The following is a 12,390-nucleotide window of genomic DNA, read 5'->3' as shown; positions in this document are numbered from 1 at the left end:
GCCATTCGGGCGCGCTACAACGCGCCCGTGAAATGGCGTTTCTTGTTCAACGTGTTTGATTAATGTTGCGAGCAAACGCTGAACCGTTCAGCGTGGAACATGCAACAGTCGGAGAATGGCTCAGGAGCCCCGCTTACTGGGTTTGATCTGGAACGAGTGTGTGGAAGTGCAATTGTTTCGCTCGTGTCAGTTCTTCGTGCGCCAAGCGATGAAAGATCGAATTGAGCTGTCGATGCTTTTCCATCTCACTGCCGGAAAGGCTGTTACTAAACCAAAAGCTCAGCATGTGTCTTTGCTGTCTCTGTATTTCCAGCACGTGTTGTGCAGTACCCGATCTACCGGTTAGCTGGTCTAAATCGTGAAGCGCCCAAACGCCTTCCAGATATTTTGTCTCGCTGAGTAACGGATCTATAATGACGAACTCTGTTCGTTCTATCTCAACGCCAAAGTACTGTGCCGCCAAGCGAGGCAAAAAGCCTGCGAGCCTCGCCTTGTCTTCTTCGTACTGAATTAGCGCAATTCGTTCAGCGCCAATACCGTAGGCGATATGAATATAACGCAAGCATTTTTGTTGCTTATCGTAAACGATGAGATCGAATGCAAAGCCGCCTGATAAATAAGTCGGCGTCAGAGTAGGCTGATAGTGCATAATGCCCTCGGCTTCTTCCGAAAGAGCGCCCACCAATTTTCTCATGCTACTGGATGATATTGGAATTCCTGACGTTGTCGTGGAAGTTCTTTCATCAGCTACCGAAATTATACTCTCAAGGTAACCAATGATTTTTTCTCCTTCGCTCCAGATTGCGTAACGAAAATATTCGTCGACACGCTCCGTACTCTGAGGATCGCGTTCTTGCTTGTTAATGCGATTGTGAAGTTCACTTAGCTGCAATGCCGCATTCAATCCACGTCCTGGATGCCGTCGTGGAACTTCATTTTTCATAAGAATAACATGACCGATTGGGGAGTTTTCAGGCATAAGTTCTCCTGTCCGGCACATGGGCTACATGCGCCAAATTCGATGTGAAACCAGTTTAAACGATGACGTCATCGACGGACAAAAAGGGGCAATCCGCCTAATCATCAAATCTTTAACTCACTGATTCGGTGTCTGTGTGAGCAATAATCTGGCTTATGTCAGAATTGCCAGAAATAGGCAATTAAATTCCTAAATATGGCAAATAAATACCGATTTAAGGCAAATTAGGGGGTGTAGCAGTTGCATACTCCCTGAATTAAAAGAAAAGGATGGATATACCGATTGCACTTTTGCGAGCCGCAAGACTCGCACTCGATTTAAGTCGAGAAGAGCTCGCCGCAGAAGCGGGGGTAAGCGTGCGGACTATCGGAAGCTTTGAAAGAAATGCAGGCGTAAAAATTGAAACTCAGCGAAAAATCCAATCAGCCTTAGAACGAAAAGGTGTAACCTTTATTTATAGAGATAAATCCAAGGGCTTCGGTTTAATAATGCCGAAAAGCTGGCCTACATAAATTTTAATTTATTTTAGCTTTTTCATAAAAGATCGCCGCCCTTAACTTTTATGGGCCGCCAAACATAATGCTCGTGAGTACGTTCAAAATCTGGCCATTCCAATGTCGAATTGCAATTGGAGGAGTCGCAGGTCGTGCATTTAAACTTGAGGGTATAGGGGTTGCTTCCGTGGCCAAAGATCGATGCGAGATCGCTGGCCAGAAACCGGGCACTCCGTTTGCAGGTACGGCACTCGGCCATTACGAACAATCGATGCCGTGAAGCCTGTCCAAGTGTTTTAATCGTGCTTGTCATGCCCTAGGTATAGAACAAAACACGAACACCGATAAAGGACTATTTCGACGAACCAATTAGATCTGCGACCAATCGCGGTACAAATTCGCGAGCTGTCCGACCTGCACCGATTAATGTCGCAGAAGCCGCACCCGTCCAGTTGCCATAACCAGCAAGCCATAGCCGAGGCTCTTTGATGGATCGTTGTTCAATGACTTGAACCCGTCCGTTCGGTTCAACAACGCCGAGGGCTTTCAGGTGATCCGTTGCAGGGCGAAATCCTGTGCACCAGATTACCGCGTCGATTTTGGTCTCTGTTTGGTCAGCCCAAACGACACCATCTTCTGTAAATTGCTTAAAGGGGCGTACGGCGTTCAATACGCCTCGGTCGCGCGCGGCTTTTACCGGAGAGACCATAATAATGTCCCCAATTGTTGTATTGGCGTCGACATCTCCCCGTACGCGTGCACTGGCGTTTTCAAAAAGCACTCGGCCGTCAATTTCGTCAGGCAGAAACACTGGCGGCGTCAGTGTCACCCAAATTGTTTCTGCGACGGTACTTAAATCAGCGAGAATTTGTGCCCCTGAATTGCCTCCGCCAACAACAAGCACACGCTGGCCAGCAAAATCATCGGCAGTTTCATAATGTGCAGAATGAATCTGAACGCCTGAGAACAGGTCCTTGCCGGGGTAGTCGGGGACAAACGGTTTCGACCATGTCCCAGTGGCACTGATAACCGCATGGCAGGTTCGGCTCGATCCATCCGCCAATGTAACCCGAAGAATATCATTTTCACGGGTGACAGATTCTACCTTGTGTGGGCGTTCGACAGGAAGCTTATAGCGTTCCTCATAACGCTGAAGGTAGCTGATCACTTCATCGCGCGTAGGATAACCATCTGATTCCCGACTGGGAGGCATCAGCCAGCCAGGGAGCGAACTGAAACTGGCAGGTGAAAAAAGGCGCAGAGAATCCCATCCATGCACCCATGCCCCGCCTGGTTCGTTGCCGTCATCCAGGATAGTGAATTCTACCTCAGCACGGCGGAGATAGTACGCAGCCGCAAGCCCGGTTTGACCTCCACCGATTATGATCACATCGTGATCGATTTTCGGGCTAACCATGGGTACCGGAGTATTCAGATTTAATGTCACGCTACCTATCCCCGCCAATGTACCATTACAAAGACAATCAATTGCAAAACGGCTTATGATGCCACCTTGGCTAATCGGGCTTTTTCAGCCTCATTTTCCAGTCGGACCAATAACCCGAAGGCAATGAGCGAGGATACGCTACAAACAATAACGATTGCGAGCGCCGCCTTTACACCCAAATGCCCCATTGCGAATGCCATCGCAAATGGAGCCATTGCTGATACAATAAGCCGTGCCGACATTATTTTACCTTGCAATGCGCCATATCCTTCGCTTCCGAACAGCGAAAGAGGCAGCGTCCCTGACACTATACTGAAGAGGCCGTTACCAAAGCCGAACAGACAGGCAAATATTAACGCCGCAGCTATGAATGGAGCGCCGAGCATCAGGCAGGTGACTGCAAGCGCCATTAGTGAGGAAGAAATGATCGCGAGTTTGATCGGAGCAAGGTTCTTGCCGCCGATCATGTTTATCAGACGGCTGGTCACCTGGGATGGACCAAACATCGCCCCTATCAAGGCTGCCGATCCTGCAAGACCAAGGCCTTTCAACATCGGAATCATATGAACGAGGATAGCTGCTGCGATCAACGATTGAAACGAAAGACCGATTAGCAGGTACATCAGACCTCGCCGACGAAAAAGCCTTGGCAGCGTCCCTTCAGTTATCGTGCGCGATCCATTCGCCGAACTTGTACGAGCTTTCGACGCGAGATTTCGCGCTAGCCAAAAGTGAACTGGCATACAAAGAGCGAAATGAAGACATGCGAACAGCAGATAAATTTGCTGCCATGTCAGCCATTGCTGAAGAGAGGTGGTGATCGGCCAAAAGATTGTCGAGGCAAATCCTGCAATCAAAGTCAGGTAAGTGATGCTGCGCTGTGCAACCGTTGGTGCAAGTTGCACCAGAAGAACAAAGGCCGCGCCGTACTGCACGAGGTTCGCGGCCACTTCGATAAGCGTCAGGGTTGCTGCGAATGTGACCGCATTGGGTGAAAAGGCACTGGCGACCAACGCAGTGGCCGCTATTATTGAGCCAACGGTCATCACGCGACCTGCACCGAGGCGATCAATGAGACGTCCCATCCAGGGTGCTAGGAAGCCCCCCGTCAGGAGAGCGACCGACAACGCTCCGAATATCCATTCGTTCGAAACAGAGAAATCTTGCGCCATAGAGGGCGCAAGAATGCTGAAGGAATAATATAATGTGCCGTAGCCAATATTCTGGGTCAGTCCTAGACCGACAATGGCGGCGATAGGAAGCCGTTGGACGCTCATGATGATTTTATCGCCATAGTTTTACAGTTTAACGGCGTCAAAGAACTAAACCCGCATCATGCGCAACATTGTGAGTTAGTTGGGCCACAGCAGGAACTGGCTCCTTTTATTTGCTCTGCCAGCCACCGATCTCTGGGTTTGCAGCTGGAAGGACGTGCCGTTAAAGCCACTTCAAAGGTACCGTCGGTCAGAAGCGGTGCAGTTGCGTAATAAAGTGCCATGGGCTGCTTTCCATCGCTGACTTCAAATGTGAGCCTGGCACCGGGTTCCAACTGGACGTGCTTCGATACTTTGTGAATGATTGCTGCGAATTTCGCCGCTGGCATATGGCTTCGGTCGTCTTCGTCTATGTCCCAGAGCTGAACAAACATCTCTGACCATGCTTCCGGATTAGCGCCACAATCCAGAGCAGAGAACTGACCTGCCTTGACTTCGGTAACATGATAGCCGGGTTTCGTTGGATGTCCTTCATAGAAGAACACCAAAGGTGCCTCTGGTGCTTCTTGCAATCCATTGAGGAGATCGTCGAGGCTGATTTCAGGCGATACGCTCTTGTCGATTACGTTCATGTTCGGTATCCTCGATTCAATAATTCAAGGATTGTTGAAATATGGATGACCGTCAAGCTCTTTTATCATTTGCAGCACTCTCACAGGAAACGCGTCTTGGCATTATCAGGACATTGGTCGTTGCTGGACGAGAGGGACTGGCCGCAGGAGCAATTGCGGAACGCATGGGCGTATCTCCGTCAAATGTCAGTTTTCATTTGAAAGAACTGGAAAGGGCGGGATTGATATCGCAACGGCGTGAGTCACGCTCGCTCATCTATGTCGCCAATTATCAATCCATGGCCGATCTCATCAAATTTCTGATGGAGGACTGTTGCGCGGGCGATCAGATCATTAAGGCGACTGTGGAGGAACCAGATGGCTGCTGTACTTCTGGGCAGGAAACGGAAGCTGGGTCACTTCGCTGAAGCAGACCCATTTGTTTCAAAATGGCTGGCATATTGAGCGCTCGCGCAACAGGATGTCTTGCGAGACGCTCAATCTTTTTCTGAATTCATATTGATTTCAACGAAACACGCTTTTCGAGTTTGGCCGCTTCTTCCTTACGCTCGCTATAACGGTCTGTGAGATGATCCGAGATGCCACGCGTCAGAAGTGTAAACTTCATCAGTTCTTCCATTACGTCCACTACGCGATCATAGAAGGATGAGGATTTCATCCGTCCAGCGTCGTCGAATTCCTGCCACGCCTTTGCGACGGATGACTGGTTTGGAATGGTGATCATTCGCATCCAGCGCCCCAGAATGCGCATCTGATTGACAGCGTTGAAGCTCTGCGATCCCCCTGAAACCTGCATCACGGCCAGAGTTCGGCCCTGCGTCGGACGAATTGCTCCACCTGGCAAAGGAATCCAGTCGATCTGCGATTTCATGACAGCGCTCATGGCTCCATGACGTTCTGGACTGGTCCAGACTTGCCCTTCTGACCAAAGCATTGCCTCACGCAATTCCTGAACCTTCGGATGCTCTGCCGAACCATCGTCTGGCAAAGGAAGACCATTGGCATGAAAGACACGCGTTTCAGCACCCATCGCATCGAGAAGGCGCTGCGCTTCCAGGGTCAGAAACCGACTATAGGAACGATCACGAAGTGAGCCATAGAGCAAAAGGATACGAGGCTTATGCTTTGGAAAGTCGGCACGTAGAGCATCGAGGTCTGGCAATGCGAAGGAATTCTGATCGAGGTTCGGCAGGTCCATGTCAGCGGGACTTTCTTTCATAGGTGATGACTTCTCCGTCCTCTTTGGTGAATGACGACACCGGGTTTTCCAGAATGTCGAGAACCAGTTCTGACGGACGGCACAGTTTGATGCCAAGCGGTGTTTCCACGATTGGGCGATTGATCAGGATAGGATGCGCCATCATGAAGTCGACCAGTTCATCATCGGTCCATTTGGGATCGGACAATCCCAGTTCGGCATATGGTGTGCCTTTCTCGCGAAGGAGTTGGCGAGGCGTCATCTGCATTGCTCGAAGCAATTCAACCAGTCGTTCTCGCGACGGCGGATTTTGCACATATTCGATGACGACAGGCTCTTCGCCGCTGGCACGGATCAACGCCAATGTGTTGCGTGACGTGCCACAGTTCGGATTGTGATAGATCGTAACTGACATCAGAGTTTTCCTGTTTCGGTGACTGGCTTTTGATTGGAACCGCGTTCGTACCAACCCTTTGAGCGGTTCACGATCCAGACGACCGAGAGCATGACGGGCACTTCAACAAGAACGCCAACCACTGTTGCGAGCGCCGCGCCAGATGAGAAGCCGAAAAGGCTGATTGCTGCTGCTACTGCCAGCTCGAAGAAGTTGGATGCACCAATCAAAGCTGAGGGACCGGCGACGCAATGTTGCTCGCCTGAAATGCGATTCAACAGATAAGCGAGGCCAGAGTTGAAATAGACCTGGATGAGGATCGGGACGGCCAGCATCGCAATGATCATGGGCTGTGCGATGATCTGCTCTCCTTGAAATGCGAATAGCAGAACAAGTGTCGCCAAAAGCGCAATCAGGGACAGCGGCTGTAGTGTTCTGAGCATTACATCGAAAGCTCGTTCTCCACCGCTGGCGAGAATACTTCTGCGCAGGATTTGCGCGATAATCACCGGAATGACGATATAGAGGACAACCGACAGAACGAGCGTATTCCACGGGACAGTAATTGCCGACAGTCCGAGCAGTAGTCCGACGATAGGGGCAAATGCCACAACCATGATCGCATCGTTCAGTGCGACCTGCGACAGCGTGAAATGCGGCTCGCCCTTGGTCAGGTTGGACCAGACGAACACCATTGCCGTGCAGGGGGCGGCCGCCAGAATAATCAGTCCAGCAATGTAGGAATCGATCTGGTCTGCAGGAAGATAAGGGCGAAACAGCCAGCCGATAAATAGCCAACCGAGAAGTGCCATAGAGAACGGTTTGACGGCCCAATTGATAAAGAGCGTGACGCCGATGCCACGCCAGTGCTCAGTGACCTGTCTCAATGCGCTGAAATCGATCTTCAGCAACATGGGAATGATCATGAGCCAGATGAGAATGGCGACTGGAATGTTGACTTTGGCGACTTCAGCAGAGCCGATTGCATGAAATAGTGTCGGAAAGAAATGTCCAAGAGCTACGCCTGCAACAATGCAAAGAGCCACCCAGACAGTCAGATAACGTTCGAATGTGGACATCAGTTATTCTCCACATTTGTCTGTGTGCTACCTTCCATGGTGCCGATTTCTTTCAGATGATTTTGAAGCGCCATGCGGTCTATCATGGCGTGGGGAAGGCTCAGGAATGCTGATATTCGGTTCTTCAGAAAACGGGCCGCCTGTGCAAAGGCGCGCTGTTTTTCTGCTTCATTACCTTCGACAGCGGCAGGATCCTCAATGCCCCAGTGGGCTGTCATCGGATGGCCAATCCAGACAGGACAGGCTTCTCCGGCAGCGTTATCACAGACCGTGAAAATGAAATCCATCTGAGGGGCGTCGGTACCTGAAAACACGTCCCAGCTTTTTGAGCTCAGGTTCTCGATGGAATAGCCGAGAGCGTCCAGTTCCTTGATTGCGAGAGGATGAACGTCGCCTTTTGGCCGACTACCAGCCGAATAGGCGTGAAAACGTCCTTCGCCGTCTTTGTTCAGAATTGCCTCGCCCAAAATTGAGCGTGCGGAATTGCCCGTGCACAAGAAGAGCACGTTGTAGACCCGATCCGTCATTTTATCAGTCCGTTTGTGTAAGGCCGAATTCAGCGGCCTTGTGTTACTGGGTGGCCGTTTTTGGTTCGCAACAGGGTGTCAGGCTTTTTATAAGAGGTGCGCAGAGCTTGGCACTGCCGCCACAGCAGTCCTTGATCATGAAAAGGGTCAGTTCTCGAAATCGGTCGAGATCAGCGCGATAGATGATCGAGCGGCTCTGACGTTCGCCCCTTACGAGGCCTGCACGCGACAACGTCGCAAGGTGCGCCGACATTGTGTTCTGCGGAACATCCAGAATGCGTGCCAGTTCCCCTGCCGGAATACCGTCAGGTTCATGCTTCACCAGCAGGCGGAATGTGTCGAGCCGTGTTGACTGAGCGAGGGCAGCCAGTGCTGCAATTGCGTCTTCGTTTTCCATATATCTATAATACCGGATATATGGAAAAGGTCAATAACCGAGTTCACGCATTAAGGCTGCAACTATAGTCAGAGCATCGCCAACAACCGGAATCCAACTGAAGAGCAATGCTCGTCAATTTTGCTCATTATGCAGCCGCCTTGGAGGGCCGAATCTTATTCCGCCTGAGTGCAACTTGTCTAAGAGTGATCGATTTTCATGCCCGAACGGTAGCGTTTGAGTTAGAAATACACTCAACAGATTCGAATCGCGCGGGGGATTGCGGTGGAAACAAGTAAAAATAAGCAGCAGGAAAAAGCGGGCAGCATGGCGGTTTGGTGTCTCGCCAACGGAGACGTCGCGAGCACCAATATGGAAACGCACTTTAATTTCTGGCGCATCGCTGGAGATAAGGATTTCAAAGGGCGTCCTCAATGCCCCGCGAGAGACTTCCTTGAGATTGGTCTACTAATCAAGAATCCCGCATCTATAGAGCGCATAAATATTTACTTGCCAGTTGATGTCGAGAGAAAGTCGATACAAGACGCGGGCGTCCAGCTGGCCCAAACGTCAGTTGCGCAAGGCATTTTCAACGAAAAGCTCCAATGCGTTGTTACACCGGCTCCTGCGCGGATTGAGCTAAAAAATGGCGACAACCTGTTTTGCCGGGTTCACAAATTTATCGAGCAGGGCGGCTATTTAGACGCATCCCACCTTTCCTTGGAAAAATTTTCTGACGGAACCCTCCTCTCAATCGAGAGGGCCGCTATCGATTCTGTTAGCGATCAAATCAAGGCCGATGAAAGTATTTACTTCAGGCTGAGAATCTATCTGCCCAGTGGGAAATCCAGCCCTTTCATCCACGTCATAACGCCGCTCGACCGTAAATTTCAAAGTGGGTTCGAGGAAATCGAGTATATTGACTTTCGTTTCAATGAGCTTCGTACACTGCCGCCACAGGTTGAGAATAAGATTCGCGCTGACGAGAAGCAAGGCAAGATCAATATCAATCTCGTGGCATTTCTTACAGCTTTCCCGGTTCATTCCGAGCTGTCAGCCAGCAGCATACAATGGCATAAGAACCGACTTCTTGAACACGATCCCTGGAACGAATACGTGCCCAGCGGGATTCCTGGCGGAATGGTCGTTTATCATTGGAAGAAGGAGAGCAAAGACGGAACCGGCGTTGCAGATTTCTCATCTTTCGTAAAACTACACACTCGCAGGAGCGGCCGTAAGATTTTGTTGACTTATTTGGCCGTTGCATTTTTCTTCGGTTTGCTCGGTAACTTGGCAGCTTCTTGCGTTACACCGTGGTTTTCAGGCGGAGTTGCGGCTGCTGTAGAGGGCGGTTCTGACGTCGGTTATCTAAACAAAGAATGAGGAACATCCCGATTATGGTCTTCAATGAAAATAGAACCTCCTCGATTCCGCTGCCACTTGATACCCAAACCATACGCAGCCTTCCCCTTTCTTCTGGTGAACAGGAGGCGCTGCAGTTCATAGGTATTTTGTCAGAAGACTATCCGGACATTCAAAATTGGTATCTCCAAAAGGTGGTTCCGGGACTTCGGACAGGAACAAGGTTTTTGCTCCCCTTTTACCGCGACGGAAAGTTGGTCGCGGTTGGGATTGCGAAGAACGATGGATTCGAGCGAAAGATTTGTACCGTTCGCGTAGCACCTCATCATGCCGGACGAGGCTTGGGTCTGAAGGTATTCGACGGTCTATTGAGATGGCTCGATGACGACCGACCAGGATTGACGGTCAGTGCAGAAAAATTGCCCGTTTTTGAGAGAATATTTGATTGGTACGGGTTTAAGCTGACGGGCGTGGAAAACGGCCTGTACGTTCCGGGCAGGCAAGAAATAGGCTACAATAACGCGATTTTCGCAAATAATAGACAAAGCAAAATTCTAGACCCCATTCACGATAGGCGTCTTATCGCGTCCGACAAATCAATGCCCTGATCGGCATCGACTATTGCGAGTGGGCACGGAATTTGGTTGGCGTATGATTTGACTGCTTTTAATGCATTCATTTGTAATCTTTCGATTTCTCCAGAGCTAACGTCTTTAGTGTCCCCCCTCGAGACACGACGACTAGAAACTATCGTGCCATTAGCTCTAAAAAAAATCAGACCAGTTGGCTTCATGGCGGCGATTATATTCACAGGTATAACAATCTCGCATCCTGCCACGACAATAAGATTATGAGCGTCCAGAAGCAGTATTGACGCCTGAGTCTCCAACCGGAGGGTGCAGACCAAATCCACGAGAAGCCGCTGATCCTGCATCGCCTTGTCTATGGTTCGGGTACCCGCAGTCTCGCGATGGAGACTTAGGAGGGCGCTCGCCATGAAATGTGCAACGTTGCTATTTCGGCTGGCATAGTTTGCACACGCCGTAGTTTTTCCGATACCGGACACACCGAATACAATTATAAGTTTCGTATTGAGCATTACCAGAACGCTAGTTGATCATGAAATCCGGCTTTTCTCCGCTCGTCCTTCATGTACATATAAGATTGAGGGGGCGTGAAATTATCCAAAACTTCTTTTGGATCAATGTACTCCTCATATTCACGAACTTCCCCTATTTTTAAAGCGTAAGCAATCTTTCGTTCAGAAAAATACTGATCGAAAAAATCTTTTGTGATGCCAGAACCTGAATGAGTTTTCTCCCAGATTTCATCGGGTGCGTCCTCCAATATTGTATCAATATCAAATTCTCCGACAATTCTCCCGACGGGCATTGTGCAATAAACGACCACCGTTGTAACATCTTTTCGTGCGAAGACTTTTCTTCTAAATTCGAATGTTTTCACGCCCTTGAAGATGTTTTCAACGTGCTCTGGATTAATCGATAACAATACCTTCATGGACTTTCCCCAATTCGATGATCTTTTGGAATTGAGCCTCACTCAAAGGCTTTAAATCCCAACGCGGCTGCTCTGGTACATCGGCCTGCTCCATGAGGTCTCCGCGTGTGATCCGCTTATTAAATGCAACATTATAGGTCATCTTCACTGTATAGAGCCTGCTCCATGAGACGTACATGTCTTTAAGCTCGTCCTCAGTAAAGACGCTGTGCGGTTTGGTGTACTCAAGGAAATCATCGAGGGAAGCAAAATCTTTTCGTCGATGGGTTTCCTCCACAACGCAAATTGAAGTCGCGACCGAACGGTAAAATGCTGGTCCCTTGTTGTCCGATGTCCTGTACATAATAACCGCATCTCCCTTTTTCATACGAGTTAGCGGCAACTTTGCGACATAGATTTTGTGAATGGTGTTTGTATAGGAAACGTCCTGAACGATCTCTTTGGGTTCATTGTTAAGAATAGAATCTGGCAAGAAACGTGAATGAAATTCTGGATAAACTGCTAGAAGCCATAGCTTTGCATCCGAAATTCTAATGAATGGGTAGGATTTCAACGTATCCGGTGAGTGGTCTGTTAACGAACGAGACAAAACCAGTTCGACGCCGTTTTTTGTTGTTTTAGTACCAGTCTGTTCAAAGCCATAACGAGTAAACAAGTTTATCAGGCTTTCGTGTACATCGAACACTGTCACATAAATTCCGGTTGCCCCGACATCTAAAGCCGTGTCGAATATTTTCTTGATGACTCGTTCGCCGAGCTTAGTCCCCTTGCCCTCAATTTTCAGCGTACCCACTTTCAGCCAGTGACCATCGGAAAGATGCGGATCAACGTCGGTAACAGCGCCGTGTTCCGACTTCAGATAGATCATGCCGCTAAGATGATCATGCTCATCTACAACGACATAAACGTCTTCTTCTGCCTTGGCGTTAAACCAAACCGGGAATTCGTCGTAGCCCGCCTTCAGACTGTCGAAGAATGGATCGTTAAGCGATAAATTTTTGAATTTTGTCAGTAAAAGCGTCCGCGCCATGAATCCCCCCGTGATCGACGCCAGTGGCGAATAGCATTAATTGTGAGTCTATCGGCCTATTCTATAGCAGCAGCACCTTGCAGGACCCTTGTCCACTATATATTGCGTTAAAGTTGTAACGCTGAGGCCGTCACTACGAG

At 49.5% G+C, this 12,390-nt stretch carries 16 protein-coding genes; 4 read left to right on the top strand and 12 right to left on the bottom strand.

What is annotated here, in order from left to right; genetic code table 11:
* Positions 1–133 precede the first annotated feature (133 nt).
* Positions 134–979, bottom strand: a complete 846-nt coding sequence (locus FHW03_RS08490; RefSeq protein ID WP_182520243.1) for a hypothetical protein — start codon at positions 977–979, stop codon at positions 134–136.
* A gap of 269 nt (positions 980–1,248) precedes the next feature.
* Between FHW03_RS08490 and FHW03_RS08485 the strand changes: the two genes are divergently transcribed.
* On the top strand, positions 1,249–1,491 hold the full coding sequence (locus FHW03_RS08485; protein WP_182520242.1) for a helix-turn-helix transcriptional regulator: 243 nt from the start codon (positions 1,249–1,251) through the stop codon (positions 1,489–1,491).
* 334 nt (positions 1,492–1,825) lie between these two features.
* Here the strand turns inward: FHW03_RS08485 and FHW03_RS08480 are convergent, their stop codons facing one another.
* From FHW03_RS08480 to FHW03_RS08470, 3 genes are read right to left on the bottom strand one after another with little or no spacing between them, the layout of a single operon-like run.
* On the bottom strand, positions 1,826–2,920 hold the full coding sequence (locus FHW03_RS08480) for an ArsO family NAD(P)H-dependent flavin-containing monooxygenase (protein WP_353391534.1): 1,095 nt from the start codon (positions 2,918–2,920) through the stop codon (positions 1,826–1,828).
* A gap of 53 nt (positions 2,921–2,973) precedes the next feature.
* Positions 2,974–4,197 carry an arsenite efflux MFS transporter ArsK gene (gene arsK, locus FHW03_RS08475; protein ID WP_182520241.1) on the bottom strand — a complete coding sequence of 408 codons (1,224 nt, stop codon included), beginning with the start codon at positions 4,195–4,197 and terminating at the stop codon, positions 2,974–2,976.
* 56 nt (positions 4,198–4,253) lie between these two features.
* Positions 4,254–4,766 (bottom strand): DUF6428 family protein, encoded by a 513-nt coding sequence (locus FHW03_RS08470; RefSeq protein WP_182520240.1) that lies wholly within the window; start codon positions 4,764–4,766, stop codon positions 4,254–4,256.
* Between the two features lie 41 nt (positions 4,767–4,807).
* Between FHW03_RS08470 and FHW03_RS08465 the strand changes: the two genes are divergently transcribed.
* The gene (locus FHW03_RS08465; protein WP_024897570.1) at positions 4,808–5,173 is read left to right on the top strand and encodes a helix-turn-helix transcriptional regulator; all 366 of its coding nucleotides are present in this window, start codon (positions 4,808–4,810) and stop codon (positions 5,171–5,173) included.
* Between the two features lie 86 nt (positions 5,174–5,259).
* Here FHW03_RS08465 and arsH read toward each other — a convergent pair whose 3' ends face one another.
* From arsH to FHW03_RS08440, 5 genes are read right to left on the bottom strand one after another with little or no spacing between them, the layout of a single operon-like run.
* Positions 5,260–5,985, bottom strand: a complete 726-nt coding sequence (gene arsH / locus FHW03_RS08460) for an arsenical resistance protein ArsH (RefSeq protein ID WP_182520239.1) — start codon at positions 5,983–5,985, stop codon at positions 5,260–5,262.
* Positions 5,966–6,379 carry an arsenate reductase (glutaredoxin) gene (arsC, locus tag FHW03_RS08455; RefSeq protein WP_182520238.1) on the bottom strand — a complete coding sequence of 138 codons (414 nt, stop codon included), beginning with the start codon at positions 6,377–6,379 and terminating at the stop codon, positions 5,966–5,968. The genes arsH and arsC overlap by 20 nt, the downstream gene beginning before the upstream one ends.
* On the bottom strand, positions 6,379–7,437 hold the full coding sequence (gene arsB, locus FHW03_RS08450) for an ACR3 family arsenite efflux transporter (RefSeq protein ID WP_182520237.1): 1,059 nt from the start codon (positions 7,435–7,437) through the stop codon (positions 6,379–6,381). The genes arsC and arsB overlap by 1 nt, the downstream gene beginning before the upstream one ends.
* Positions 7,437–7,964 (bottom strand): arsenate reductase ArsC, encoded by a 528-nt coding sequence (locus FHW03_RS08445; RefSeq protein ID WP_182520236.1) that lies wholly within the window; start codon positions 7,962–7,964, stop codon positions 7,437–7,439. Before FHW03_RS08445 ends, arsB begins: the two co-directional genes overlap by 1 nt.
* Before the next feature lie 43 nt (positions 7,965–8,007).
* A complete protein-coding gene (locus FHW03_RS08440; protein ID WP_182520235.1) occupies positions 8,008–8,361 on the bottom strand; it encodes a metalloregulator ArsR/SmtB family transcription factor in 354 nt (117 codons plus the stop codon).
* Between the two features lie 264 nt (positions 8,362–8,625).
* Between FHW03_RS08440 and FHW03_RS08435 the strand changes: the two genes are divergently transcribed.
* Positions 8,626–9,723: a hypothetical protein gene (locus FHW03_RS08435; protein WP_182520234.1), complete on the top strand. Its 1,098-nt coding sequence runs from the start codon at positions 8,626–8,628 to the stop codon at positions 9,721–9,723.
* Between the two features lie 14 nt (positions 9,724–9,737).
* Complete coding sequence (locus FHW03_RS08430; protein ID WP_182520233.1) at positions 9,738–10,310, top strand: GNAT family N-acetyltransferase; 573 nt, start codon at positions 9,738–9,740, stop codon at positions 10,308–10,310.
* Here the strand turns inward: FHW03_RS08430 and FHW03_RS08425 are convergent.
* The 3 genes from FHW03_RS08425 to FHW03_RS08415 are packed head-to-tail and all read right to left on the bottom strand — an operon-like array spanning position 10,268 to position 12,250.
* Positions 10,268–10,801, bottom strand: a complete 534-nt coding sequence (locus tag FHW03_RS08425; RefSeq protein ID WP_182520232.1) for an AAA family ATPase — start codon at positions 10,799–10,801, stop codon at positions 10,268–10,270. The two genes, FHW03_RS08430 and FHW03_RS08425, sit on opposite strands and share 43 nt — an antisense overlap.
* Positions 10,801–11,220, bottom strand: coding sequence for a hypothetical protein (locus FHW03_RS08420; RefSeq protein ID WP_182520231.1), 420 nt, complete (start codon positions 11,218–11,220; stop codon positions 10,801–10,803). The genes FHW03_RS08425 and FHW03_RS08420 overlap by 1 nt, the downstream gene beginning before the upstream one ends.
* On the bottom strand, positions 11,198–12,250 hold the full coding sequence (locus FHW03_RS08415; RefSeq protein WP_182520230.1) for an N-acetyltransferase: 1,053 nt from the start codon (positions 12,248–12,250) through the stop codon (positions 11,198–11,200). The genes FHW03_RS08420 and FHW03_RS08415 overlap by 23 nt, the downstream gene beginning before the upstream one ends.
* Positions 12,251–12,390 lie beyond the last annotated feature (140 nt).

The sequence above is a fragment of the Ochrobactrum sp. RH2CCR150 genome (assembly GCA_014138095.1).
GTDB classification, from domain to species: domain Bacteria; phylum Pseudomonadota; class Alphaproteobacteria; order Rhizobiales; family Rhizobiaceae; genus Brucella; species Brucella gambitense.
The sequence above is the reverse complement of the archived record's forward strand: the minus strand, read 5'-3'. Positions and strand labels throughout refer to the sequence as shown.